The sequence below is a fragment of the Mesoflavibacter zeaxanthinifaciens DSM 18436 genome (genome assembly GCF_000422365.1).
Taxonomy (GTDB): Bacteria; Bacteroidota; Bacteroidia; order Flavobacteriales; family Flavobacteriaceae; genus Mesoflavibacter; species Mesoflavibacter zeaxanthinifaciens.
Window position 1 is genome coordinate 315,197 of the sequence record NZ_KE383820.1, and the last position, 26,659, is coordinate 341,855.

The window sequence follows — 26,659 nt, forward strand, 5'->3', positions numbered from 1 at the left end:
CTTCAACAAAGCCTTAACCGCTAATGCGCCAGCCAAAGACTATTACATTAAATAAATCAATCACTTACACAAAGGATAAATCATAATTTGTAGCTTTGCAAAATCTATGGAAATAAAGAAAAAAGACATACGTGCATTAACCAAAGACCAATTAAGAGATTTTTTTGTGTCTCAAGGCGACAAAGCCTTTAGAGGTAATCAAGTATATGAATGGTTATGGAGTAAAAGCGTTCATACTTTTGAAGATATGACCAATATCTCAAAAGAAACACGTCAAATGCTAGAAGATAATTTTGTAATTAATCATATACAAGTAGATACTTTACAGCGTAGTAGTGATGGTACAGTGAAAAATGCTGTAAAATTACATGATGGTTTGGTGGTCGAGTCGGTTTTAATACCAACCAGTACACGTACAACAGCATGTGTTTCTAGTCAAGTTGGTTGTAGTTTGGATTGTAAGTTTTGCGCCACAGCACGTTTAAAACGTATGCGTAATCTTAATCCAGACGAAATTTATGACCAAGTCGTAGCCATAGACAGAGAAAGTAGATTATACCATGATAGACCTTTAAGCAATATTGTTTTTATGGGTATGGGAGAACCATTAATGAACTACAACAACGTATTAAAGGCAATAGACAAAATTACCTCGCCAGAAGGTTTAGGAATGTCTCCAAAGCGTATTGTGGTGTCAACTTCAGGAGTGCCAAAGATGATTAAAAAAATGGCAGACGATGAGGTTAAATTTAAATTAGCAGTGTCATTACACTCTGCAATAGATGAGGTAAGAACATCAATAATGCCATTTAATGCAACGTTTCCGCTATCAGATTTAAGAGAAGCTTTAGAATATTGGTATGCTAAAACAAAAAATAGGATAACTTATGAATATGTAGTATGGAAAGGCATAAACGATAAACGTAAAGATGTAGATGCATTAGTTAAGTTTTGCAAATTTGCACCAAGTAAAGTTAACTTAATCGAATATAATCCAATTGATGATGGCGAGTTTCAGCAAGCAAACACAGAAGCTATAGATATGTATCAAAATATATTAGAAGCTAATAATATAACGGTAACAGTTAGGCGAAGTAGAGGTAAAGATATAGATGCCGCTTGTGGTCAATTAGCCAATAAGAGTAAATAAAAAAAGCGATTTCAATTATTTTGAAATCGCTTTTTAAATATTAATAAGTGTAATTATTCTTTTATAAATTTAAAAGTTTCTTTCCTTTCTTCAGTGGTAATAGTCATAAAATAAATACCGTTATTAAACTCTTTTACATTTATGGAGTTGTCTATTATTTGATCATTATTTAATGATAATACTTTTTGTCCTAATTGATTAAATACTTCAACAGAATTTATAGTTACTTCTGTTTTAATTTTTATAAAGTCTGATGTTGGATTAGGATAAATACTAAATGATTTAATGTTAAATTCATCTGTAGATAAATTAGGATCAGCTTCGGTTGTAAAAGTGTAATCAACACTAGTTACTGTTCCTAAACAATTAGTAGAAGTAATATTCCATGTATAGGTTGTATTATAAGCCCAAGAACCATAAGTTATGTTAACAGGACTTGTAACTCCAGTAACAGTTCCTACAGTTAATAGATTTAAGTCGTACGTAGTAGCAGCGCCATTATCTGTCCATGCAAAACCGTTTATAACAGGGTTTGCTGGATCTGTCATATCAATTGGTACATCGATAGCACCATTAGCAGGATAAGTAATATTTGCAGCATCTGGCATCATTGTAGCGGTGCAGGTACAAGAAGGACTTGTACATTGTATTGTAGTTACTGTTGCGTCAAAAGCTTGGGTTTGACAAGCTGCATTTAAATGCCAATGAATTATGACATCTGTAGTAGTAGCAGTAAACGATACAGAAGAAGCACCATGTGCTAATACTGTACCTCCTATAGCAGGATTTTGCCAGTCGATTTCTGCAACAGTAATATATATGCTAGTAGTATTTGTTCCTGTAACAGTATAGGTGTTACCTATAATTAAGCCTTCAATAGCAGAATATTCTGCGTTTGGCCAATTATCTGCAGCAATTTGTTCTGCTGTACCATCATTGACCATAACCAAGTTTCCATAATTTTCACCTGTAATAGTGGTGCATTGGCTATAAGCACCAATCGAAAAAATAATGGATAATAAAAGTAAAGTAAAATTTCTCATAAGCTAATTAGTTGTTGATTAATAAATTAACTTAAAGTTAAACAAAAAAATCTATTAAATAGCACGACTACAAAAAATTACAAAATATTAATAATATTGTGTCTTACTTTATTCGTATTTTTGAAATTCATAAAATAATCACTGTTTTTTGAAAATAACCGAACAAATAAAACAACCTATAGCGTTTGAAATGGATCTTTTCGAACAAAAATTTAGGTTGTCAATGTCTTCTAAAGTCGCATTACTTAATCGTATTACCTACTACATTGTAAATAGAAAAGGAAAACAAATGCGACCAATGTTTGTATTTTTAGTTGCAAAAATGGTAGCAAACGGAGAGGTTAGCGAACGTACCTATCGTGGTGCATCTGTTATAGAACTAATCCATACAGCAACTTTAGTACACGATGATGTTGTTGATGATAGTAACAAACGTCGTGGTTTTTTCTCGATCAATGCACTTTGGAAAAACAAAATAGCAGTTTTAATAGGAGACTTTTTATTATCAAAAGGGTTATTACTTTCTATAGATAATAACGATTTTGATTTGCTTAAAATAATTTCGGTTGCCGTAAGAGAAATGAGTGAAGGCGAATTGCTTCAAATAGAAAAAGCCAGAAAATTAGATATTACCGAAGAAGTCTATTACGAAATCATCCGACAGAAAACAGCAACTTTAATCGCTGCTTGTTGTAGTTTAGGCGCAGCGTCTGTAAAACCTAATTCTGTTGAAGTAGAAACCATGCGTAAATTTGGAGAGTTAATAGGAATGGCTTTTCAAATAAAAGACGATTTGTTTGACTACGGTTCTAAAAGTATTGGTAAACCTATAGGTATAGATATTAAAGAGCAAAAAATGACCTTACCGCTTATTTATGTGCTTAATACTTGCTCTAAAAAAGATAAAAACTGGTTAATCAATTCAGTGAAAAACCATAACAAGGATAAAAAAAGAGTTAATCAGGTTATAGAATTTGTAAAAGAAAATGGCGGACTAGATTATGCTGTTTCTAAAATGAAATCTTTTCAAAAAGAAGCCCTAAACATCCTTGAAACTTTCCCAGAATCAGACTATAAAGCATCATTAAAACTGATGGTAAATTACGTGATAGAAAGAAAAAAATAATTTTTTTTCAACTTCAGGCAACCTTTTTCATAGTTTTTGCGTCTTTATAAATACAACGTCCAACTAAACACGTTTTTGTGAAAGTAGTAACACTTTTTAATAACGAAGCAAAGCTGATAAAAAAAGCAATTCAGCATAACAGAAAAGCGCAGCATACGTTATACGAGATGCACGCGCCAAAAATGTTAAGCGTTTGTCGTTATTATATAAAAGACCTTCAAAAAGCAGAAGAAGTCATGCTAAACGGTTTTTTAAAAGTGTTTACTAATCTTAAACAATTTAAAAGTGAAGGAAGTTTTGAAGGATGGATAAGACGCATTATGATAAGAGAAAGTATCTCTTTCTTACGTCAAGACAAGCAACTATTTTTTACAGAAGATACGCATCCTTATACAGAGATAGAAGATAGTACATCACAACAATATGATGTGGCACATTTGCAAAAAATGATAGATAATTTACCTGATGGCTATAAAATGGTTTTTGTTATGTATGCGATAGAAGGTTATAAACACTCAGAAATTGCAAAAGAATTAAACATTTCAGAAGGTACATCAAAATCACAATTGTTTAAAGCACGACAATTATTGCAAACCCAAATTAATAACCAAAAGACCAAAGAGTATGGCTCCAAATAAATTTGAAAAGAAAGCTAAAGACGTTTTAGAACGCCGTGCCATAGCGCCAAGTAAAGACGCTTGGACACAGTTAAATAATAAACTAGAGCAGTCTGATAAAAAAAGAAAATTGTCTGTTTGGTGGTTAGGTGTAGCTGCAACTTTAGTAGGTGTAATGTTAGCCATTACTTTGTTTAACAAAGAAGAAGTATTGCCAGAAAACACTATTGTTAATCAAGAAAAAAACCAACAAAATAAAGAAAAGCCTACAATTACAAAAAATAAAATTGAAGAAAATTTAGAAAATAAACCATTAGTAAATGTTAATGAAGAAAGCGAAAACTCTAAATTAAAAACAGAAGCACCTAAAACATTAATAACTAATAAAAAGAAAAAACCAGAGCAACATTTAGCAACGGTTAACCATAAAAATAAAGAAGAAAATAACAATCAACTAATTAATCAAATATCAGAAAATATAGTTGCAGAAGTATCTGAAGAACAAATAAATTTAGACGAAGCTAACCAGCTTTTAGAAAATGCAATGAATCAATTTTCTGCAGATGATTATAAAAACGTAACAGAAAAAATAAACGCTAACGATCTACTGGAAGAAGTAGAGATGACTTCAGAAAAGTCATTAAAACACAGACTGTTTCATGTCGTAAAATCAGGCTATGAAACCGTAAAAAGCACAGTAGTAAGTAGCGATAATTAATATTTCATCTAACAAAATTAACACGAACAATTATGCAAAACATTATTAAACACTTAACGCTATTAATTTCAATTTTTGTAGTTAGTCAACTGCAAGCACAAGACACATTAACAGTTGCAAAACAAGACGTTTCTAAAATGATCGAAGATTATAAAGAACGTATTAAAAAAGCCGAACTTGAAACTTTAAAAGAAGAAGTAGATAATATTAATGACCGTTTAGATAGAGAAGATATTACTTTTGAAGAAGCAGAAAAGCTTAAAAAAGAAGCTGCAGAAAAACATGCTAAAAACATAGAGAATCGTTACATTATTTTAGAAAATAAGTTCGAATTAATGGAGCGCAATAACGATCTACCAGATCCAGATAAAAAGTCAACAGTGTTTTCTATTAATATAGGAGATGGACAAAAAGAAATAGTAGAGGTTAAAGCAAAAAAAACTCCACCAAAATATGATATAAGAACTGGTAATCAATTGCTTTTTGCAATGGGTTTTAATAACGCAATTATAGATGGTGTTTCTTTAGATGATTCTCCATACAAATTAGGAGGATCTGGGTTTGTAGAACTTGGTTGGTTATGGAATACACGAGTTTTTAAAGAATCTAATTTTTTAAGATTTAAATACGGGTTGTCTTTTCAGTGGAATAAATTTGATATAAAAGACAATTTGTATTTTGAAAAAGGAACAGAAGAAACAACTCTGCAGGTTTTTCCTAACGACTTAAAAAAAGCAAAGTTTAGAACTACAAATCTTGTAATACCTGTGTATTTTGAGTTTGGACCATCAACTAAAAAAGAATATAAAGATCGTATTAGATATTTTACAGATGATCATTTTAAAGTAGGTATAGGTGGTTATGGTGGTGTCAATTTAGGGACACAACAAAAGTTAGTTTACGAAGATGAATTTGGTGATCGTGTAAAACAGAAAATAAAAACAAGCTACAATACTAATACTTTTGTTTATGGTTTAGCGGCTTATATAGGTTACGGAGATTTAAGTTTATATGCTAAATATGACTTGTCTACAATTTTTAAAGACGCAACAGTAGATCAAAATAATATTTCATTAGGTATTAGAGTAGATTTGGATTAAGTCTAATAAGTTAGTATTAAAGCCTCTTAAAATTTTAAGAGGTTTTTTTTGTTTAGATTGTTTTGTTATTAAAAGAAGAAGTAAAATATTATTACTTTTACAGTCTAAATAAGCATTAAAAACACACATCTTTTGATATCAAAAACTACCATAGATCAAGTATATGAAACCGCCAGACTAGAAGAGGTTATTGGTGACTTCGTTCAGCTTAAAAAAGCTGGTAGTAACTTTAAAGGTTTAAGTCCGTTTTCAGACGAGCGTACACCAAGTTTTATGGTATCTCCAGTAAAGCAAATCTGGAAGGATTTTAGTACAGGTAAAGGAGGAAATGTAGTAGCTTTTTTAATGGAGCATGAGCATTTTACTTATCCTGAAGCAATAAAGTATTTAGCAAAAAAATACAATATTGAAATTGAAGAAACAGAGCAAACTAACGCTCAAAAAGAAGCGCAAGATAAAAGAGAAAGTCTTTATTTGGTAAGTGAATATGCAAACACATATTTTCAAAATATATTACACAATACAGATAAAGGTAAAGCAATTGGATTAAGCTATTTTAAAGAGCGTGGTTTTACATCAGAAACTATAAAAAAGTTTGATTTAGGTTATTCTTTAGACGATTGGAGTGCTTTTACAGATGAGGCTATAAAACAAGGATATCAATTAGAGTTTTTAGAAGAAACAGGACTTACAATAGTTAAAGAAAACAAACAATTTGACCGATTTAAAGGTCGTGTAATGTTTCCTATACAAAGCATGAGTGGTCGTGTTTTAGGTTTTGGAGGTCGTATTTTAACAAACGATAAAAAAGCAGCCAAATATCTAAATAGTCCAGAAAGTGAAATTTACCATAAAAGTAAAGTGCTTTATGGTATTTATCATGCTAAGCAAAGCATAGCAAAAGAAGATAATTGTTATTTAGTAGAAGGTTATACAGACGTTATTCAGTTTTATCAAACAGGAATAAAAAACGTAGTTTCAAGTTCTGGTACAGCTTTAACAAGTGATCAAATTAGATTAATTAATAGGCTAACCAAAAATATTACGGTGCTTTTTGACGGCGATGCTGCAGGTATGCGTGCGTCATTACGTGGTATAGATTTGATTTTAGAGCAAGGTATGAATGTTAAGGTTTGTACCTTTCCAGAAGGCGAAGATCCAGATAGTTTTGCTAAGTCAAATACATTAGAAGAGTTAACAACTTATTTAGAAGAAAACGCTAAAGATTTCATTCAGTTTAAAGCATCGGTGTTATACCAATCTGCAAAAGGAGATCCAATAAAAAAAGCTGAAACGATTAGAGACATTGTTACAAGTATCTCAAAAATACCAGACAGGATTAAAACCGAGGTTTATATTCAAGAATGCGCTCGTATTATGGATATAAGTGAAGATGTACTTTTTACAACTTTAGCACAACTTCAAAATAAAGAAGTAAACGAAACTTCAAAACAAAATGTCATAGCAAAAAAAGCATTTGATGTAATAAAACCAGAGCAATCTGTAAAAAAGGTTGATGTTCAATATGAATTAGAAAGAAAAATTATTGAAATTTTATTGCTTTATGGTGATAGAACAGAAGAGTTTGAAGATTCTATATTGAAAGAAAATGAAAAAGGTGATTTAGTAGAGGAAACAGTAATACAAGAAGCTAAAGTATTTGAAAAAATTTACTTAGATCTTCAAGAAGACGAAATGGAGTTTTTAAATCCAAAATTTAAATCTATTTATTATGAGGTCATAAATGGTTTAAACCAAGATCCTAATTTTAAAATAGAAAACCTTATTAACACTATAGATCCTGTGCTTTCACAAGAGATCACTTCTATTATGATGGAAGATGAAAAATATAGTCTAGCAGATTGGCAAAGAAACAATATCTTTCCTAAGGACAAAACAATAAGTTTATCTCAATTAGTTAGTCAAACTATTTTGCACTTAAGGTCATTTTTAATAACTAAAAAGATAAACAGTTTATTGCAGCAAACAGATAGTGATTTAACAGTGCAAAATAGATCTATTATCGAAGATGTAATGGATTATAAAAAACTAGATAACATTTTATCTAGACGCTTAGGTAAACCTTTATAGGTTTAAATTATTAGCTTGATTAACCAAGTCTATTAAGTTAGAGACGTTTAACTTTTTCATTAATCTTGCTTTATAAGTACTTACCGTTTTTTCGTTTATGTTTAATTCTTCAGCAACTTCTTTGTTTCGTCTACCATTAGAAAGAAGTTTTAAAACTTCTACTTCTCTTGTAGATAGTTTTTTAAAATAACTTCCTCCTCTACTTTTAGATTTATTTGATGCAATTTTTTTAGATAAAGCAGGACTTAAATAAACGCCTCCTAAATGCACTTTCATTATTGCATCTTTTAATGTTAATAAGTCTTCTGTTTTAGATATAAATCCATCTGCGCCAGCTTTAATGGTGCTAATCGCATAAACATCTTCTTGTTGTCCAGAAAAAATAATTGTTTTAACGTTAGGGTGTTCTTTTTTTAAGCGTCTTAAAACGCTTATCCCGTTAAGTTTGGGTAAGTCAATGTCGCACATTATAATGTCTACGTAGTATTCATTTAAAACGTCAAAGATAGCTTCTCCGTCTGCTACAGTAGCAACAATTTTTACATCTCTAGAATCTGAAAAGACCAATTCTATTCCTTTTGTAATAATAGGATATTGGTCTGCAACCAATAATTTGACCATGTTGTAAGTTTTTTATATCCATCAAAAAGTAAGATAGACTGGTTATAGAATAATTAATAGCATTCTAAAGTTATGTAAAAAACAGAAAAAAACAAAGTAAATTAAGGTGTTATAACAAAAATTTAGGGATTTCACACACAGGTATAGGGTTCATTTTATGTAAGTTTCTGGTATTGTATGACTTATATATTTTAAAAACTTCTTTTTCTCTTCCCGAAAAATCAGAAACCTGTTTTCCTTTGGCATCCATGGTCATAGCCCATTCTAATTCAGGATAGCTAGCGCCTATTTGGTCTTCGTCGCTTCTTGCGTCACCAAATAAACCATCGCTTGGTGCTGCCTCAATTATTGATTTAGGGACATGTAAAAATTCGCCAATTTTATAAACTTCACTTTTCATTAAATCTGCAATTGGACTTAAATCTACGCCGCCATCTCCATATTTTGTATAAAAACCAACGCCAAAATCTTCAACTTTATTTCCAGTTCCAGCAACTAATAACCCATATAAACCTGCATGGTAGTACAAAGTAGTCATGCGCAGTCTTGCTCTTGTGTTAGCAAGTGCCATATCAACAGTATCCTGTTTGCCTTCTAAAGAAACTTCTGTCTTAAACTCTTCAAAAACAGGAGTTAAATCTACTCTAACATCGTCAACATTACTATATCTATTTTTAAGTTGTTTGATGTGTTCTTGTGCTCTACTTACGTGGCTAGCTGCTTGATGTATAGGCATTTCTATGCATAAAACTTTTAAGCCTGTTTCTGCGCACAAAGTAGATGTTACTGCGCTATCGATTCCGCCAGAAACACCAACAACAAAACCATTAACTTTTGCGTTATTTGCATAGTCTTTTAACCAGTTTACAATATGTTTAACAACTTTTTCTGTTTGCATAATAAAAGAATTTAAGTTAAAGTGTAGTACCTTTGTTTAACAAAAGTAAAGTAAAGCTTTAAGTAATAAAAATTAAGAGAAGTTTAAGTCTATGAGAGTTTACATTTTTTGTGTTTTTATTTTTTTTAGTCTGTTTTCTTGTGAAGACGACAATAAAATAGAAGAAGAAATATCTAAAATTAATGTGAATTTAGATGTAGAACGTTTTGATTTAGCGTTTTCTAACACTTCTAAAGAAGATTTTCCAAAACTAAAAGAAGCATATCCATTTATGTTTTCTAATAAATATGAAGATGAGTTTTGGTTAAACAGAATGACAGATACTTTAGATGTTCTAATTGCTGAAAAAACAAGAGAAGTTTTTCCTGATTTTAAGGATGAGACTGTTGAAATAAAAAAAATGTATCAACATCTAAAATATTATTTCCCAGATACTAAAATCCCAAGAATAATAACCTTTAATGATAGAGTGGTATATCAAAATAGAGTTTTTGTAACAGATACAGTTACGTTAATAGAGCTTGATACGTATTTAGGAAAAGACCATGAGTTTTATCAAGGTATGCAAAAGTATATTGCTAGTAATATGGAGTCAGAATATATAGTTTCAGACCTATCTGAAGCTTATGCTAAAAAAATAATTTTAGATGGCAAACGAAAAAACTTGTTAGAAGAAATGATTTACCACGGAAAGATATTGTATTTCAAAGACATGATTATTCCGTTTAAAACTGATGCAGAAAAAATAAAATACACACCAGAGCAAATAGAATGGGTAAAATCTAATGAAGAGTACATCTGGCGTTACTTTGTAGATAAAGAGTTGCTTTTTAGTACAGATGCAAAATTACCTGGTAGGTTTATTAATCCAGCTCCTTTTTCTAAATTTTATTTAGAGCAAATTGATAATGAATCGCCTGGTCGTGTAGGAAGATACATAGGTTGGCAAATTGTAAGGTCTTATGCAGAAAAAAATGACATAGATTTTGTACAGTTGTTAAATACACCAGCACAAACAATTTTTAATAAAGCAAAATATAAACCAAATTAATAATGGCAAATATTAAATCAGAAATAAAATTAAACGTAGAATTAGATGAAAATCGTGTTCCAGAAAAATTAAACTGGACAGCACAAGATGGCGGAATAACAAATGCAGAAGCTAAAGCAATGATGCTTTCTGTTTGGGATAGTAAAGCGCAAGAATCTTTAAGGATAGATTTATGGACAAAAGATATGCCTGTAGATGAAATGAAAGTTTTTTTCCATCAAACATTAGTAGCTATGAGTAACACATTTCATAGAGCAACACAAGACGAAAAAATGTCTGCTACAATGAAAGATTTTTGTGATTACTTTGCAGAAAAACTTGAATTGAAAAAATAAGAGCATCATAATTTAAAATAAAAAACCGAAGCAATTTGCTTCGGTTTTTTTTATTGAATAATTTATAGATTATTCACCTAAAAACGGATATCTGTAATCTGTTGGAGTTACAAATGTTTCTTTAATCATTCTTGGTGAAACCCAACGTAATAAATTTAAAGCACTTCCAGCTTTATCGTTAGTTCCAGATGATCTTGCACCACCAAAAGGTTGTTGTCCTACAACAGCACCAGTTGGTTTATCGTTAATGTAGAAGTTACCAGCACAATTTTGTAATGCTTTTGTTGCTTCTACAATAGCATATCTGTCTTGTGCTAAAATAGCTCCTGTTAAAGCATACTCGCTAGTGCCATCTACTAATTCTAATGTTTCAGAGAATTGATCATCTTTAAACACGTAAATAGTAATTACAGGACCAAAAAGTTCTTCTTGCATTGTTGTATATTTTGGATCTGTTGTTAAAAGTACAGTTGGCTCTATAAAATAACCTTTACTTTTATCGTAATTTCCGCCAGCTATAACTTCAACATTATCATCAGCTTTAGCTTGGTCGATATACTTTGCTAATTTATCAAAAGAACCTTCGTGTATTACAGCAGTAAAGAAGTTGCTCATATCTTCTGGAGAACCTATTTTAAATGATTTTACATCTTCTACTACGTAGTCTTTAACTTGGTCCCAAATACTTTCAGAGATGTATGCTCTAGAAGCTGCGCTACATTTTTGACCTTGAAACTCAAATGCGCCTCTAACAATTGCAGTAGCGACTTGTTTTGGGTTTGCGGTTTTATGTGCGACAATAAAATCTTTTCCTCCAGTTTCACCTACAATTTTAGGGTATGTTTTGTAGTTGTGAATGTTGTTACCTATTTTTTTCCATAATTCTTTAAAGATAAAAGTAGATCCTGTAAAGTGTAATCCTGAAAAATCTGGACTGTCTAAAACAGTATCTGTAATCATCACTGGATCACCAAAAACAACGTTAATTACACCGTCTGGTACACCAGCTTCTTTAAATACATCCATTACAACTTTAGCAGAGTAGATTTGTGAGTCACTTGGTTTCCAAACCACAACATTACCCATCATAGCCATACAAGAAGGTAAGTTTCCTGCAATTGCAGTAAAGTTAAATGGAGTTACTGCGTATGTAAATCCTTCTAACGGGCGATATTCTAAACGATTCCAAGCATCACTTGTGCTTTCTGGTTGGTCGTGATAAATGTCTGTCATGTATTGCACGTTAAAACGTAAAAAATCAATCAACTCGCAAGCAGAATCAATTTCAGCTTGGTGTATTGTTTTTGATTGTGCAATCATGGTTGCTGCATTAATTTTTGCACGGTATGGACCAGCAATTAATTCTGCAGCTTTTAAAAATATAGCAGCACGTTGTTCCCAAGGTGTGTTAGCCCATGTTTTTCTAGCTTCTAATGCAGTTGCAATAGCTTCGTCAACATGTTTTTTTTCAGCTAAATGGTAGGTTCCAACAACATGTTTATGGTCGTGAGGAGGAGACATTGTTCTTGTGTTTCCTGTAGTAACATCTTTACCATTAATATACATTGGTACATCAATAGTCGTGTTAATCATTTCTTTGTATGCTTTTAAAACTGCTTCGCGTTCTGGCGAGCCTGGAGCATAGCTTTTTACTGGTTCATTAACAGCAATAGGTACGTTAAAAAATCCTTTTCCCATAGTTTAATGTTGTGTTTTTTAATTCAAAATTTTGTCACACAAAGGTACAATTTTTTTATGGGTAAAAGTATGTTTTTAGGAATAGTTAATGGGTAATGTAAATACTTGTTTGGTAGCTTATTATTTAAAAATAATTAGTTGATAGCAAATGGCGCACTAAGGTGAAACTTAGGTATTGCTACTTCAAAATTTTTGGTGGTTGCAAAATTAACCATATTGTAAAATCCTGACATAGCTCCAAATGGAGATGTTAATAAGCAACCAGAAGAATAGGTGTGAGATTCACCAGGTTTAATTACAGGTTTTTGACCAATTACGCCTTCGCCTTCAACTTCTTCAATATTGTTTAAAGCATCGTAAATTGTCCATTTTCTTGAATTAAGTTGAACAGCATCTTTACCTTGGTTTTCAATAGTTACTTGATAACCAAAAGCAAAATGAAGTTTGTAGTTTTTGTAAAACGTACCTTCAAAATTTGTTTCTACCGAAATTTTTATGCCTTTAGTAATTTGCTGTACCATAATAGATTAACTGGTTTTCTGCTATTGCAAAAATAGCAAATTATCAGTTAAGTTGATTGTTTTTAATGTTTATTAGAATAATTTTAAGATTAATTGGTGATTCCAACCGAGTTTTTTTCGCCTAAACCAATTACTTTATCATATCTAGCACCAAGTTCTCTATAATAAACTATAACTTTATAATTATTTTCTGTTTGCCAAAAACTTCCGCCTATTTTATCATGATCTATGGAGTTGTCTTTGTTTAAAATAACATATTTGTAGTTGTAAAAACCTTGTTTTAATATAAATGAAGTGGTATAAATACCTTCTTCTTCAAAAAACTCCATTCTTGTAGCTTCTTCAAGTTCATAGTTATTAAAATTCCCATAAACAAAAATATCTTGACCGTCTTCTAATTTTGGGTATTGAAGACTAAAATGAACTTCGGCATAATCTGCTTCTACATCAGGATTATTAACATCTAAAGCAGTGATTACAAAATTACCGTTAATGTCAGGATTGTATGTGTATTTTTGATTTGCTCTTGACACGTTTGTAAATAAATAAGAGTGGTATAAGTCTTGTAAATCAATAAATTGAACGCCATTACTTGCGGCTCTTATTTCTTTGTTTTCGAAAAAGAAAAATTCGTTACCACCATAAAAGCTAGACTTTTCATTATATCTATAAGTTAGCTCGTTGGCTAAGATGTATTGTGGTTTTAAATCAGTAATTGCAGTTTTTAAATTATTGTTTTGAATAACTACGGTTTTTACAGTTTCTTTTGGGTTTACAAACTGAATTTGACTAGAGTTAATGGTAATATCTACTGATTGTTTTTTGTCTATTTCTTTAACGTTTCTGGATCGTCTTATTGCAACTCCAACATCAGCTAATTGCTCATAAACCATAAATTTTCTAGAGAAAATTATATCGTCATAATCATCATAAATAGTAATCATATAGTTACCTGTAACTTTAATGGCTTGCGTGTATTGGTTAGGTATAGTTAACTTGTAATGCGAGTAAGTTTGTAGTGTGTTAAATGAGTTTTGGTAGTTTCTTATGCGTTGTTCATCAAAGCCATCTAAGTATTCAGATTCTACTAATTGCGATGGTGTCCAATCAAAATTATAATGTTTAATCTCGTAATAATAATCATCTTCATTTCCATTGAGAGCATCAAATTCAAGTTGTAAGGATTCGCCTAATTTTATGATTGGAAGTTGGCTTTCTGCAGTCCCGCCATTAAAATAAATGGTTTTAATATAGTCAGGAGGAATAATTTCTTCAACTTGTGAAAAGCCAAATAAAGGAAAGATTAATAGCAATATAAGTTGTTTAATTTTTTGTTGCATTTAACGAAGATTTTATATAACAAATATAAACAAAATCTGTGCCTTAAAGTTTTTCTTGATTATTTATGATATAATTATGTATTTATTCTTAAATTTGCACGGATTTTTGATTCCTCAAAACTCAATCAGTATAACTATTAACTAATAGATTTATAACATGTCAAACGACATTAAGATTAAAAAAGGTCTAGATATAAAGTTAGAAGGAGAGGCAGAAAAGGCTACTGAAAATGCCATAGTAAGCAACTTTTACGCTATTAGACCAGAAGATTTCCATCAAGTTACTCCAAAATTAGTTGCTAGAGAAGGAGATAAAGTAAAAGCAGGAAGTGCTGTTTTTTATGATAAATCCGACGAAAGTGTAAAATTTGTTTCTCCTGTTTCTGGAGAAATCGTTGAGATAGAACGTGGAGCTAAAAGAAGAATTTTAACAATCAAAATTAAAGCAGACAAAGAGCAAGCTTACGAAGATTTTGGAAAGTTAGACGTACAGTCTGCAAATGCAGAAGCAGTAAAGTCTAGGTTATTAGAATCAGGTTGTTGGGCTTTTATCAAACAACGTCCTTACGATGTTGTTGCAAAGCCAAATGGTATGCCAAAGTCTATCTTTATTTCAGCTTATGCAAGTGCGCCATTAGCAGCAGATTTAGATTATACACTGCAAGGTAAAGAGGCTGAGCTTCAAGCTGCAGTAACTGCTTTAAGTAAGTTAACAGAAGGAGCAGTGCATGTTTCTGTTGGTAAAAATGGTAACTCACCATTAGCTAACTTAAATAATGTAACAGTACACAAAGTGTCTGGTCCGCATCCATCTGGTAATGTAGGAACACAAATCAACAAAATAGATCCGATTAATAAAGGTGAAGTTGTTTGGACAGTAAATGCTCAAGATTTAGTAATCATAGGAGAATTACTTTTAACAGGAAAGTTTAATGCAGAACGTGTTATCGCGCTAGCAGGAGCATCTGTTAAAAAGCCAAGATATTTCCGTACTAAAATAGGAAGTGAAGTGTCTACTATGATTTATGATAATGGTGTTGATAAAGATGGTAATGACCGTATTATTTCAGGAAATGTCTTAACAGGAAAGCAAGTTAAACCAGACGGATATTTAGATTACTACAGTAACATAATTACGGTAATTCCTGAAGGAGACGATTACGAATTTTTCGGTTGGAATAAGCCTGTATTTAATAAAATATCTACATCAAGAGCTTTAACTTTTTCTTGGTTATCGCCAAACAAAAAATATAACTTAGATACTAATACTAACGGAGAGCATAGAGCTTTTGTAGTAACAGGAAGTTATGAAGAAGTATTTCCTTTAGATATTTATCCATTACAAATCTTAAAATCTTGTATGTATAAAGATCTAGATGAAATGGAAGCTTTAGGGATGTATGAGGTTGCACCAGAGGATTTTGCATTAACAGAATTTATTTGTGTGTCAAAACAACCACATCAAAAAATAATTAGAGAAGGATTAGACTTAATGCTTAAAGAAATTGGATAATGGGTTTAAAAAGTAACTTACACAATTTAAAAGAAAAGTATAAGGGCACCAAAATGGCGCCAGCATTTAATGCAATACATACTTTTTTATATCTGCCAAATGAAACGACTCATGGAGGAACTCATGTAAAGGCAGCAGACGATTTAAAGCGTACAATGAATACTGTAATCATGGCATTAATACCATGTTTAATTTTCGGTATTTTTAACGCCGGTTACCAACACTATGCAGCTATCGATGCTGCTGCAGGTATAACAAGAGAAGCTTCTTTATTTGGAAACTTCTTAACATGGGATAATTTTGTTATCGGTGCTTGGACCGTTTTACCTTTAGTAATCGTATCTTACGGAGTTGGTCTTTTAGTCGAATTTATTTTTGCAGTAATTAAAGGTCACGAAGTAGAAGAAGGTTACCTTGTAACAGGAATGTTAGTGCCATTAATTGTTCCAGTAGATATCCCATTATGGATGTTAGCTGTAGCAGTTGTTTTTGGTGTAGTTATAGGTAAAGAAGTTTTTGGTGGTACAGGAATGAATATCTTAAACCCAGCATTAGCTATTCGTGCATTCTTATTCTTTGCTTATCCAACATGGATGTCTGGAGATAAAGTATGGGTACACGGAGCAGTTGAAAGAGCAGGTACACCAGATGCTATTTCAGGCGAAACACTATTAGGAGCTTATGCTCAAAACAGTAGTCTAGCCGGAATTGACTACATGGACATGTTCTACGGTTTTATTCCAGGTTCAGTTGGAGAAACTTCTAAGTTATTAATTATAGTAGGAGCATTATTCTTAATCTTCACTAAAATAGGAAGCTGGAGAATTATTCTATCCACAATAATTGGAGCTTTATCTATGGGGTTAATTTTTAATGGTGTAGTAGATGCAGGTTGGATAGGAGATACTAGTAAGTTTTATGGATTAATGAGTGTTCCTTTCTGGCAACATTTAATTATTGGAAGTATTTTGTTTGGTGCTGTTTATATGGCAACAGATCCAGTTACAGCATCTCAAACAAACAAAGGAAAATGGATATATGGTTTCTTAATTGGTTTCCTATCAATAATGATACGTGTATTTAATCCAGCATATCCAGAAGGTGTTTTCTTAGCTATTCTTTTAATGAATGTTTTTGCACCAACAATTGATCATTACGTTGTACAAGCAAATGTAAAACGTAGAATGAAACGTTTAAAAGTTAAAACTGCTTAGTCATGTCAAACAAAACAGATAGTAATTTATATACCGTATTATTTGCCATAGGAATGGTAGTTGTAGTTGGTGCTTTATTAGCTTTTACAGCAGCATCTTTAAAGCCTACTATAAAAGAAAACGAAAGAATGGAAAAACAACAAAACATTCTTTACGCTATGGGAGTAAATGACAATGGAGAAACTGATGTTGCATTTATTTCTACAGATAAGGTTAGCGAAGCTTTTTCAAAATACATTACTAAACAAATTGTAATAGAAGGTAATGATGTTAAAGAAAATGATGAGGCTTACTTAATCGATGTTAAAAAAGAACAAGCAAAAGCAAAAGCAGGAGAAACAAGACGTTTGCCTTTATTTATTGGAGAAAAAGATGGTAATACATTTTACGTAGCACCAATATATGGTAAAGGACTTTGGGACGCTATTTGGGGCTATATTGCTATGGATAAAGATATGGTTGTTCAAGGTGTGTATTTTGACCATAAAGGAGAAACACCAGGTTTAGGAGCAAACATTAAACAACGTTATTTTATGGATGACTTTTATGGAGAACACTTACTAACAGATAATGGAGTGTTTAAAGGTATAACAGTTGCAAAAGGAAATAACGATCCTAAAAATGAAGATAAAACAGATTATGAGGTAGATGCTCTGGCAGGAGCTACCATTACAGGTAATGGAGTTAGTGCTATGATTAAAAATGACTTGAAGTTATACATGCCTTATTTTGAAACATTAAAAAATCAAGCTAATTAATTATGGGACTACTTTCAAAAAAAGACGCTAAATTAATTACAGATCCATTAGCAGATAATAACCCAATTACTATACAGGTATTAGGTATTTGTTCTGCGTTAGCAATTACTGCAGAACTTAAAGCTTCTATAGTAATGGCAATTTCTGTATTATTTGTATTAGGAGTTGGTAACGTTGTTATCTCTTTAATGAGAAATATCATACCTTCAAAAATTAGAATTATAGTACAACTTATTGTTGTAGCTGCTCTTGTAATTATTGTTGATCAAGTACTAAAAGCTTTTGCTTACGAGTTAAGTAAAACACTTTCGGTATTCGTTGGTTTAATTATTACAAACTGTATCATTATGGGACGTTTTGAAGCATTTGCTTTAGGTAATGGACCGTGGAAATCTTTCCTTGATGGAATAGGTAACGCATTAGGATACGGTGTTATATTAATAATAGTAGGTTTTTTTAGAGAATTATTAGGTTCTGGTACTTTATTAGGATTTAAAGTTTTAGGAGATCCAATCGAAAAATCAGGTTTGTACGCAATAGGATATGAAAATAACGGGTTTATGTTATTATCGCCAATGGCATTAATTGTTGTAGGAATTATTATTTGGGTACAACGTAGCAGAAACAAAGATTTAATAGAAGACTAAACATTGACTCGTTTTTTGAAGTATACTTCAAAAAGACATCAAAAAATAACATATGGAACATATAGAATTATTTTTCAAATCAATCTTTATAGATAACATGGTATTTGCAACATTCCTTGGGATGTGTTCTTACCTTGCAGTATCTAAAAAAGTATCAACAGCTGTAGGTTTAGGTGCTGCAGTAATCTTTGTATTAGCAGTTACTGTGCCTATAAACTGGCTTTTAGATCAATATGTATTACAACCAGGTGCATTATCTTGGTTAGGAGAAGAATATGCTAGTTATGATTTAAGTTTCTTATCATTTATCATGTTTATTGCAACTATAGCAACCATGGTACAATTAGTAGAAATTGTTGTAGAAAAGTTTTCTCCTTCATTATATAACTCACTAGGTATATTTTTACCGCTAATTGCTGTAAACTGTGCAATTTTAGGAGGATCTTTATTTATGCAGTCTAGAGAAATCGAAACTATAGGTTTAGCATTTAATTATGGTATAGCTTCTGGTATAGGTTGGTTCTTAGCAATTTTAGCTATCGCAGCAATCCGCGAAAAGATTCGTTATTCTAACGTACCAGCTCCTTTAAGAGGACTAGGAATTACATTTATTATTACTGGTCTTATGGCAATTGGATTTATGAGTTTTGGAGGAATGTTAACTGGAGGAGATGATGAAGGTTCTAAAAAAACAGAACAAGCAGCTCAAATTGAAAAGCAAGATAAAACCGAAACTAAGGTTATAGAGAATAACTCAACTATAGCTAACAATACAACAGTAGAGTAATATGATTTTAGCAGCAAGTACATTAGGAACAGTTTTAACAACTGTTATCGCATTCTTAGTAATAACATTGGTATTAGTATCATTATTATTATATGTTAAGCAAAAATTATCACCATCAGGTCCTGTAACTATAAAAATAAATGGTGAAAAAGAAATTGAAGTATCATCAGGTGGTACATTATTATCAACATTAGGTAACCAAAAAATATTCTTGCCATCAGCATGTGGTGGTGGTGGAACTTGTATCCAATGTGAATGTCACGTTTTAGATGGAGGAGGAGAAGCTTTACCAACAGAAACACCTCACTTTACAAGAAAAGAATTACAACATGGTGCGCGTTTAGCTTGTCAAGTTAAAGTTAAACAAGACATGGAAATTACGATACCAGAAGAAGTATTTGGTATTAAAAAATGGGAAGCAACAGTTGTACGTAATTACAATGTAGCCTCTTTTATTAAGGAGTTTGTAGTTGAAATCCCTGAGGATATGAATTACAAGGCTGGTGGATACATTCAAATTGAAATTCCTAAATGTGAAGTGAAATATTCAGATATGGATATTACCGCACATCCAGAAGAACATGATTCACCAGATAAGTTTCAGGCAGAATGGGATAAATTCAATTTATGGCCATTAGTAATGAAAAATGACGAAACTGTAGAACGTGCTTACTCTATGGCTTCTTACCCAGCAGAAGGTAGAGAGATTATGTTAAATGTTCGTATTGCAACGCCACCATGGGATAGAAATAAAAATGGATGGATGGACGTAAATCCAGGTGTAGCATCATCATACATATTTAACTTAAAGAAAGGTGATAAGTGTGTAATCTCTGGACCTTATGGAGAGTTCTTTATTAACGAATCTGATGCAGAAATGCTTTACGTTGGTGGAGGAGCAGGTATGGCACCAATGCGTTCTCACTTATATCATTTATTCAAAACGTTAAAAACAGGACGTAAAGTAACATATTGGTATGGTGGTCGTTCTAAGCGTGAATTATTCTATATTGAACATTTCCGTGAGTTAGAAAGAGATTTCCCTAACTTTAAATTTTACTTAGCTCTTTCAGAACCTTTAGAAGAAGATAACTGGAAAGTTAAGAAAGATATACATGATGAAGAAGGAGATGGTTTTGTAGGGTTTATTCATAATTGTGTAATAGATAACTACTTAAATCATCATGATACACCAGAGGATATAGAGTTATACTTCTGTGGTCCTCCTTTAATGAATAAAGCAGTACAAAAAATGGGTGAAGATTTTGGTATACCAGATGAAAACATCCGATTTGATGACTTTGGAGGATAGTATAAAACCTCTTCAAATAAAAAAAAGCCAATGTTTTTACATTGGCTTTTTTTTATTACTTAAAATCAAAAAAAACCGAATATTTCCTTTTTTTTTAGTTTTTTATCGAAAAATGATTAAAATCATTCTATTTTTAAGTTTAAAAGTTAATTTGCATCGGTTAAATGTAAATATTCTTATATCTATGAAAAAAAATACTAAATTATTGTTAATAGCGATACTTTTGTTAAGTGTTAATCTCAGTTACTCTCAAAATAGAAAGATTAATAAAGAAAATTCTAAAAGTATTAGTCATAATCATCCTAATACAGAGCAGGATGTTATATTAAATGAAGAAAATCAAAGATTCTTAAATGAGAATGGTGTTGTTCGTTGTCTTACTGAAGAAATGAATAACAAGTATAGATTAAATAACCCAAATGTGCAATCTAAACAGCAGTTTGAAGATTGGATTGCTCCTTTAGTTCAGCAGTATAAAGCTCAACAGGCTTCAAGAATAGCTAATAATGTAGAATCTGCTCAAATGCAAGTATATACTATTCCTATTATCTTTCATGTAGTTTCTGGAACACAAGGTGATGCACCAGATTTAGATGCTCAGTATGTAAATGCTCAAATCGAACAATTAAATCTTGATTTTTCTAATCAAGCTGGCGGAGCAACAGGATATTGGTCTTCTGTAGCAGCAGATGCACAAATTGTATTTGTTCCTGCTCAAGTAGATCCCAATGGAAATCCTTTAGCAGAACCAGGTATTAATCGTGTTTATGGATATCCTGGACAATTATCAACTGCAGATTTTGATAATACAATTAAACCTGCTACAATTTGGGACAGAACATTATATGCTAATTGTTGGACTGGAAATTTAGGAGGTGGATTATTGGGATATGCTCAGTTTCCTGATAGTTCAGGATTACCTGGTATGCCAGCTTCAGGAGGATCTGCAAATACAGATGGTGTTGTTTGTTTATATACATCAATAGGATCTGTAGCTAACCCACATCCAAACGGAGGTGTTTATGCAGCAGGAAGAACTTTAACACATGAAATAGGTCACTGGATCGGTCTAAGACATATTTGGGGAGATGGAAATTGTAGTGTAGACGATTTTTGTAATGATACACCAAACCAAAACGGATCAAGTTCAGGTTGTCCAAATACTAACGATACATGTATTGGAGGAGATAGAGATATGGTAGAAAATTTTATGGATTATAGTTTTGATACTTGTATGAATTTATTTACTGCAGATCAAGTTGCAAGAATGGCTGTAGTTATGCAAAACTCTCCTGGTCGATCTGAGTTAGCTAGCTCTAACACAGGTAACGCTGGACCTATAATTTCTTTTGCTTTAGCTAGTGATAATGTTATTGAAGGGTCTGATTGTAATTTTACAGATGTAACTGTAGATTTAACAATTGCCGAAGGAGCTTCTCAAAACACAACTGTTAACTTAACAGTACAAGGGGCAACAGCAGATGCACAAGATTATACGCTTTTAAATAATTCAGTAGTATTCAGTGCAGGTTCAACAGCAACACAGTCTGTAGTAATAAGAGTTTTTAATGATGGCTTTGTTGAAGGAGAAGAAAGTATAGATTTAACTTTTACAGTTAATGCTAATGGAGGAGATGCTACAGCAGGTAATAATAACTTTACATTAGTAATTACAGATGATGATGTTGTTCCTGTAAATATTCAAACAATTACTCTAATAGATTCTAATTTAGAAACAACAGATGCTACAAATTGGTTTGTAATAGATAATGATGGTGATGGAAATAATTTCTTAAGTGCTAATTCTTCAGGTACAGATTTATATGGTAATGGGACAATAGTAAGTGTATTTTTTGCTTCAGAATCTAATGGTGCAATTTTTGGTACAGGAGCTAATTTTACACCAGATAATTTCTTACTGTCTGATATGATATCTATACCTTCAAATGCATCTTCAGTTAACTTATCTTATGGTATTGCAGGATATGGGGATAGTGAACCGTATGAGGTTTATTGGACTACAGATAACACTAATGTAAGCACTATAACTAGCGGTAATTTAATTGATTCAGGAAATACACTTGATGATAATGGTGAGTTTAGAAATATAGATATGTCTGCTTATATTGGTCAGACAGGTTATTTAGCATTTAGGCACAATAGTCCTGGTACAAACAACGGTAACGGGGTAACAGAAGGACTGTTCTTATTAGATAATATAAATTTTGAAGCTATAGTTGCTAAAAGTATACAAACAGATGTTAATACAAGTACATCTAATGATTTATTAGCTTTAAGGTCTAGTGGAACTGTTTACGCTTCAGATTCTGTTAGTACAGATTTAATGTTAGATATAACCAATGTAAATAATGATGATTTTGGTTGTGTAGACATATCTGTATCTAGAGCAGGTACTAGTGCACAAAGCTACAACGGAAGCTCTGTGTCTAATTATGTAACAGATAAGACGTTTACTATAACACCTTCAAATATACTTACGACTTCTAATGTTACTGTAGATTTTTATTTTACTGAAGCAGAAATATTAGGTTATGAAGCTACTACTGGACAAAGTAGAAATTCGATTAGTATATTAAGAGATAATGGAGTTACAACAGAAGTAGTATCAGCTTCAGTCTCATCTTTTGGTTCAGACTATAAATTATCAGGAACATTTACTTCAGGAATTGAAGGGACTTATTATTTTGGTGTGCCTGCTGCATTATCAACTTCAGAATTTGATTTTGATCAATTTGCAGTTTATCCAAACCCAACAAATGGCAAAGTGACTATTGCTTTAAGCACCAATCAAGATGTTAATCTTTCTTTATTTGATATTAGAGGTCGTCAAATTTTTAATAATTTATACTCTAACAACAATTCAATATTTAATAAGACTATTAATTTAAATACAAATTCAACAGGAATTTATATACTTAAAGTTGAAGCAGGTAATAAGTCTGCATTTAAAAGAATTGTAGTGAAGTAGATTAATGATATATATTTAGAAAAGCCCAATACTAAAGTGTTGGGCTTTTTTATTTTAAACATTTTCAAATTCAAAATTTGTAAATTTTAAATCACTATTTTTTGTAATTACAGCTTTAAATACGTTGGAATAATCCATAATATTTTCAATATTATCAAAGCTGCAAAGCACTTTAATTGTTTCTTTTAAACCATTAAATAGTATGTCTTTATTTGTTGAGTTTTTAGGTCTTTTATTTTTATGATTAAGTGGTAGTTCGTAACCACAACCTTTCAAAAAAGCAGCTTCAATTTTTAGTAATTCTAATGGCGAATATCCGTTAAAAGTTCTTCCTAAATTTTGATGTACTAGTCCAAGATAATTCAACTTTAAAGAGCCATGATCATCAGATAAATATTTCCAAGCATCTTTTTGATCTAAAATATTTCCAACAGCACATTGTTTACAACATTCAGGGTTTAATAGATTTTCATTAAAAGCTGTGTATAGTTTTTTAATAGCGTTATCAAATCTTGTTGATGTTTTCATTTTAAATTTCTTAGCGATTTTCTTCTTTTAAAATAAGAAAATTTCAGCAAATAAATGTTAAAACGTATTTTTGTACTATGAGTAAAGCCTTAACAAAACAAGAACTTCATAATCTAGCAATGAACCATGTTGGAAAAGACTTAGAACAACGTGGTTTCGAGTTTATTGCTATAAATAGTAAGCTAAAAAGACATCCGCAATTTGTTTGTATGGATAAAAATAAACAGTACTACTTTGTAATAGTAAAAGCTGTAATTTTACCTGAAAATGCTAATAATTATGATGTCGTTTGGATGGAATCTTTTAAAAAACATGCTCAAGAGCATAATGCAAAAGTTTTATATGCTGGTGTTGGTTTAGGTAATCCAAAAGGAGAGGATTTACCGATATACTTAAATGAAGAGTATTTAATAGAATATAATGGCATCCAAGTGATAGAAACTCATTTAAATTAAATTTATGTTACAGCGTTTATCTTCAATTTTATTATTGTTATTAGTTTTTATTTCTTGTAAAAACGAACCAGAATTAGTAAAAATTAAAGGACCAATTTTTGGCACTGCTTATCAAATACAATATTATGATGTTGGCAGTAAAAGTTATCAAAAGCAATTTGATAGTATTTTTGAAGTACTAAATCAATCTATGTCAAATTACATTCCGTCTTCAAATATTTCAAAAATTAATAGAAACGAAAGCGTAAATACAGATCCTCATTTTGACACTGTTTTTAAGGCAGCTAAGAAAATTTACAGAGAAACAGAAGGAGTTTTTGATCCAACGATTGGTAAGTTAGTAAACGCATGGAATTTTGGATCAGAGAATAATAAATCTGCTGTAGATAGTATTAAAGTGGATAGTCTAATGAAATCTGTAGGTTTTAATCGTGTTGGTGTTGTAAACGGAGTTATAATGAAACGCACTAATACGTTTATAGATTTTAATGCTATAGCTAAAGGTTATGGTGTAGATGTTATAGCAGATTTTTTAGAAAGTAAAGGCATAACTAATTATTTGGTAGATATAGGAGGAGAGTTAAGAGCTAAGGGAATAAATTTAAATAAACAAAAAGAATGGGCAATTGGCGTAGAAAACCCAAATTTTGATGGCTCTCAAAGTTATTCTAAGGTTATTGGTATTACAGATAAAGCTATGGCTACTTCAGGAACTTACAGAAAGTTTAAGGTAGATAATAACGGTAACAAATACGCTCATATTATAAATACAAAAACAGGCTATCCAACACGAACCAGAATCTTAAGTGCTTCAGTAATTACAGATAAATGTATGATGGCAGATGGTTATGCTACAGCATTTCAAGCAATGGGAATAAAAAAAGTAGATTACTTTTTAGCAAAACACCCAGAATTACAAGTGTATTTAATTTTTGAAAATGAAAAAGGAGAGTTAGAAACGAAGTCTTTTAATGGTTTTCCTGAATAAAATTAAAAGTTAATAGCTTTAAGTATTAATAACAACCAACCAATCACAAAAAGTAAGCCGCCAATAGGTGTAATTGGACCTAAAAACTTTAGTTTTTTTCCTTTTACATCACTTAAAATCAAACCGTAAATACTAAAAGAAAAAAGTACAATACCTAAAGTGAAACACCAATACATTGCAGAAGTTGAAAACTGAAAATTAAACCCAAGAAGTAATAAAACAATAGCATGATACATTTGGTATTTAATACCGGTTTCAAAACTTTTAAGTTGATCATCTGATAAGATTTTCTTTAAAGCATGTGCTCCAAAAGCGCCAAATATTATGGCTAACATACCAAAAAATGCACCTGTAATGATAAAAGTTTGTTGTGTCATAATTGTTTCTATTTATAACAAACAGGGATAATTTCCCCTTTTGCTAAACGATATTTGTCTATTTTTTCTAAAGAAAGTTTACTTGTATAATCTACTTCTTCAACTTTAAAACCTATGCTTCTAAGTTTGTCAAAATAATCACGACCGTAAATGCGTACATGATCGTATTGACCAAAAATTTCAGCACGTTCTTTTTTGTCTGTAATGGTGTTATCCTCAAAAGTAGTTTCACGATTTAAGTCTTGCGGTATTTGCAAAATAGCAATTCCGTTAGGTTTTAAAACACGATATAACTCTTGCATTGCTTTAGTGTCATTAGGAATATGCTCTAACACATGATTACATAAAATAACATCGTAAGTATTATCTTCAAAGGGTAAATCGCAAATATCTGCTTTAACATCTGCTAATGGAGATAGTAAATCTGTTGTTGTGTAATCTAAATTTTTAAGTTGCCTAAAGCGTTTGTAAAATGCTTGTTCTGGAGCAAAATGGAGCACTTTTTTATTAGAAGTAAAAAAATCTGTTTCATTTTTTAAATAGAGCCATAATAGTCTATGTCTTTCTAAACTTAGAGTAGAAGGCGACAGTACATTAGGTCTTTGTTTACCGTAGCCATAAGGTAAAAAAGACTTAAAACTCTTGCCATCTATTGGGTCTGTATATTTTTTGCCTCTTAAAACAAAAGCTAAAACAGGTTTAGCTAAATAACTTAACCTGATTAAAATAGGTCTCGGTATAATATTAAGTATGTATTTAAAGAGTTTTTTTGACACTAATTT

General features: G+C 31.4%; 26 protein-coding genes. 17 read left to right on the forward strand and 9 right to left on the reverse strand.

Going from position 1 to position 26,659, the window contains the following annotated elements; translation table 11 throughout:
* Positions 1–106: 106 nt before the first annotated feature.
* Positions 107–1,150 (forward strand): dual-specificity RNA methyltransferase RlmN, encoded by a 1,044-nt coding sequence (gene rlmN / locus H574_RS0113505; protein ID WP_027881091.1) that lies wholly within the window; start codon positions 107–109, stop codon positions 1,148–1,150.
* A 53-nt stretch (positions 1,151–1,203) separates the two neighbouring features.
* Here the strand turns inward: rlmN and H574_RS0113510 are convergent, their stop codons facing one another.
* Positions 1,204–2,193 (reverse strand): T9SS type A sorting domain-containing protein, encoded by a 990-nt coding sequence (locus H574_RS0113510; RefSeq protein WP_027881092.1) that lies wholly within the window; start codon positions 2,191–2,193, stop codon positions 1,204–1,206.
* Between the two features lie 148 nt (positions 2,194–2,341).
* On the opposite strand from H574_RS0113510, the gene H574_RS0113515 reads away from it, so the two are divergent.
* The 5 genes from H574_RS0113515 to dnaG all read left to right on the forward strand — a co-directional run bounded on the left by H574_RS0113515 (position 2,342) and on the right by dnaG (position 7,845).
* On the forward strand, positions 2,342–3,319 hold the full coding sequence (locus H574_RS0113515; protein WP_027881093.1) for a polyprenyl synthetase family protein: 978 nt from the start codon (positions 2,342–2,344) through the stop codon (positions 3,317–3,319).
* A gap of 77 nt (positions 3,320–3,396) precedes the next feature.
* The gene (locus H574_RS0113520) at positions 3,397–3,957 is read left to right on the forward strand and encodes an RNA polymerase sigma factor (RefSeq protein WP_027881094.1); all 561 of its coding nucleotides are present in this window, start codon (positions 3,397–3,399) and stop codon (positions 3,955–3,957) included.
* Complete coding sequence (locus H574_RS0113525) at positions 3,944–4,654, forward strand: hypothetical protein (protein ID WP_027881095.1); 711 nt, start codon at positions 3,944–3,946, stop codon at positions 4,652–4,654. Before H574_RS0113520 ends, H574_RS0113525 begins: the two co-directional genes overlap by 14 nt.
* Before the next feature lie 32 nt (positions 4,655–4,686).
* Positions 4,687–5,754, forward strand: coding sequence for a porin family protein (locus H574_RS0113530; RefSeq protein ID WP_027881096.1), 1,068 nt, complete (start codon positions 4,687–4,689; stop codon positions 5,752–5,754).
* A gap of 132 nt (positions 5,755–5,886) precedes the next feature.
* Entirely contained in the window at positions 5,887–7,845 is a 1,959-nt protein-coding gene (gene dnaG, locus H574_RS0113540) for a DNA primase (RefSeq protein ID WP_027881097.1), read from the forward strand.
* Here the strand turns inward: dnaG and H574_RS0113545 are convergent.
* Together H574_RS0113545 and nadE are read right to left on the reverse strand one after the other, a co-directional pair.
* Positions 7,840–8,466 (reverse strand): response regulator, encoded by a 627-nt coding sequence (locus H574_RS0113545; protein WP_027881098.1) that lies wholly within the window; start codon positions 8,464–8,466, stop codon positions 7,840–7,842. The two genes, dnaG and H574_RS0113545, sit on opposite strands and share 6 nt — an antisense overlap.
* A gap of 109 nt (positions 8,467–8,575) precedes the next feature.
* Positions 8,576–9,364 carry an NAD(+) synthase gene (gene nadE / locus H574_RS0113550; RefSeq protein WP_027881099.1) on the reverse strand — a complete coding sequence of 263 codons (789 nt, stop codon included), beginning with the start codon at positions 9,362–9,364 and terminating at the stop codon, positions 8,576–8,578.
* A gap of 91 nt (positions 9,365–9,455) precedes the next feature.
* On the opposite strand from nadE, the gene gldB reads away from it, so the two are divergent.
* Both gldB and gldC read left to right on the forward strand, forming a co-directional pair.
* Positions 9,456–10,415 carry a gliding motility lipoprotein GldB gene (gene gldB, locus H574_RS0113555; RefSeq protein ID WP_027881100.1) on the forward strand — a complete coding sequence of 320 codons (960 nt, stop codon included), beginning with the start codon at positions 9,456–9,458 and terminating at the stop codon, positions 10,413–10,415.
* Between the two features lie 2 nt (positions 10,416–10,417).
* Entirely contained in the window at positions 10,418–10,750 is a 333-nt protein-coding gene (gene gldC / locus H574_RS0113560) for a gliding motility protein GldC (RefSeq protein ID WP_027881101.1), read from the forward strand.
* A 69-nt stretch (positions 10,751–10,819) separates the two neighbouring features.
* On the opposite strand, the gene pruA is transcribed toward gldC, so the two are convergent.
* The 3 genes from pruA to H574_RS0113575 form a co-directional block, all read right to left on the reverse strand.
* Entirely contained in the window at positions 10,820–12,448 is a 1,629-nt protein-coding gene (gene pruA, locus H574_RS0113565; protein WP_027881102.1) for an L-glutamate gamma-semialdehyde dehydrogenase, read from the reverse strand.
* Positions 12,449–12,582: 134 nt separating this feature from the next.
* The gene (gene apaG / locus H574_RS0113570) at positions 12,583–12,969 is read right to left on the reverse strand and encodes a Co2+/Mg2+ efflux protein ApaG (RefSeq protein ID WP_027881103.1); all 387 of its coding nucleotides are present in this window, start codon (positions 12,967–12,969) and stop codon (positions 12,583–12,585) included.
* A gap of 89 nt (positions 12,970–13,058) precedes the next feature.
* On the reverse strand, positions 13,059–14,309 hold the full coding sequence (locus tag H574_RS0113575) for a type IX secretion system plug protein (protein WP_027881104.1): 1,251 nt from the start codon (positions 14,307–14,309) through the stop codon (positions 13,059–13,061).
* Positions 14,310–14,466: 157 nt separating this feature from the next.
* On the opposite strand from H574_RS0113575, the gene H574_RS0113580 reads away from it, so the two are divergent.
* From H574_RS0113580 to H574_RS14500, 7 genes are all read left to right on the forward strand, one after another.
* A complete protein-coding gene (locus tag H574_RS0113580) occupies positions 14,467–15,822 on the forward strand; it encodes a Na(+)-translocating NADH-quinone reductase subunit A (protein WP_027881105.1) in 1,356 nt (451 codons plus the stop codon).
* Entirely contained in the window at positions 15,822–17,036 is a 1,215-nt protein-coding gene (locus tag H574_RS0113585) for an NADH:ubiquinone reductase (Na(+)-transporting) subunit B (protein ID WP_027881106.1), read from the forward strand. Before H574_RS0113580 ends, H574_RS0113585 begins: the two co-directional genes overlap by 1 nt.
* Positions 17,037–17,038: 2 nt before the next feature.
* Positions 17,039–17,794 carry a Na(+)-translocating NADH-quinone reductase subunit C gene (locus tag H574_RS0113590; protein ID WP_027881107.1) on the forward strand — a complete coding sequence of 252 codons (756 nt, stop codon included), beginning with the start codon at positions 17,039–17,041 and terminating at the stop codon, positions 17,792–17,794.
* A gap of 2 nt (positions 17,795–17,796) precedes the next feature.
* Positions 17,797–18,441, forward strand: a complete 645-nt coding sequence (locus H574_RS0113595) for an NADH:ubiquinone reductase (Na(+)-transporting) subunit D (protein WP_027881108.1) — start codon at positions 17,797–17,799, stop codon at positions 18,439–18,441.
* A 52-nt stretch (positions 18,442–18,493) separates the two neighbouring features.
* Positions 18,494–19,228: an NADH:ubiquinone reductase (Na(+)-transporting) subunit E gene (nqrE, locus tag H574_RS0113600; protein ID WP_027881109.1), complete on the forward strand. Its 735-nt coding sequence runs from the start codon at positions 18,494–18,496 to the stop codon at positions 19,226–19,228.
* Between the two features lies 1 nt (position 19,229).
* Entirely contained in the window at positions 19,230–20,540 is a 1,311-nt protein-coding gene (nqrF, locus tag H574_RS0113605; RefSeq protein WP_027881110.1) for an NADH:ubiquinone reductase (Na(+)-transporting) subunit F, read from the forward strand.
* Between the two features lie 184 nt (positions 20,541–20,724).
* On the forward strand, positions 20,725–23,529 hold the full coding sequence (locus tag H574_RS14500; RefSeq protein ID WP_027881111.1) for a M43 family zinc metalloprotease: 2,805 nt from the start codon (positions 20,725–20,727) through the stop codon (positions 23,527–23,529).
* A 54-nt stretch (positions 23,530–23,583) separates the two neighbouring features.
* On the opposite strand, the gene H574_RS14290 is transcribed toward H574_RS14500, so the two are convergent.
* Positions 23,584–24,057 (reverse strand): hypothetical protein, encoded by a 474-nt coding sequence (locus tag H574_RS14290; RefSeq protein ID WP_051169901.1) that lies wholly within the window; start codon positions 24,055–24,057, stop codon positions 23,584–23,586.
* A gap of 77 nt (positions 24,058–24,134) precedes the next feature.
* On the opposite strand from H574_RS14290, the gene H574_RS0113620 reads away from it, so the two are divergent.
* Together H574_RS0113620 and H574_RS0113625 are read left to right on the forward strand one after the other, a co-directional pair.
* On the forward strand, positions 24,135–24,512 hold the full coding sequence (locus H574_RS0113620) for a hypothetical protein (RefSeq protein WP_027881112.1): 378 nt from the start codon (positions 24,135–24,137) through the stop codon (positions 24,510–24,512).
* A gap of 4 nt (positions 24,513–24,516) precedes the next feature.
* Positions 24,517–25,500 carry an FAD:protein FMN transferase gene (locus H574_RS0113625; RefSeq protein ID WP_027881113.1) on the forward strand — a complete coding sequence of 328 codons (984 nt, stop codon included), beginning with the start codon at positions 24,517–24,519 and terminating at the stop codon, positions 25,498–25,500.
* Positions 25,501–25,502: 2 nt separating this feature from the next.
* On the opposite strand, the gene H574_RS0113630 is transcribed toward H574_RS0113625, so the two are convergent.
* Positions 25,503–25,877, reverse strand: a complete 375-nt coding sequence (locus H574_RS0113630; RefSeq protein ID WP_027881114.1) for a DUF423 domain-containing protein — start codon at positions 25,875–25,877, stop codon at positions 25,503–25,505.
* A gap of 8 nt (positions 25,878–25,885) precedes the next feature.
* A complete protein-coding gene (locus H574_RS0113635; protein WP_036227661.1) occupies positions 25,886–26,653 on the reverse strand; it encodes a class I SAM-dependent methyltransferase in 768 nt (255 codons plus the stop codon).
* Positions 26,654–26,659 lie beyond the last annotated feature (6 nt).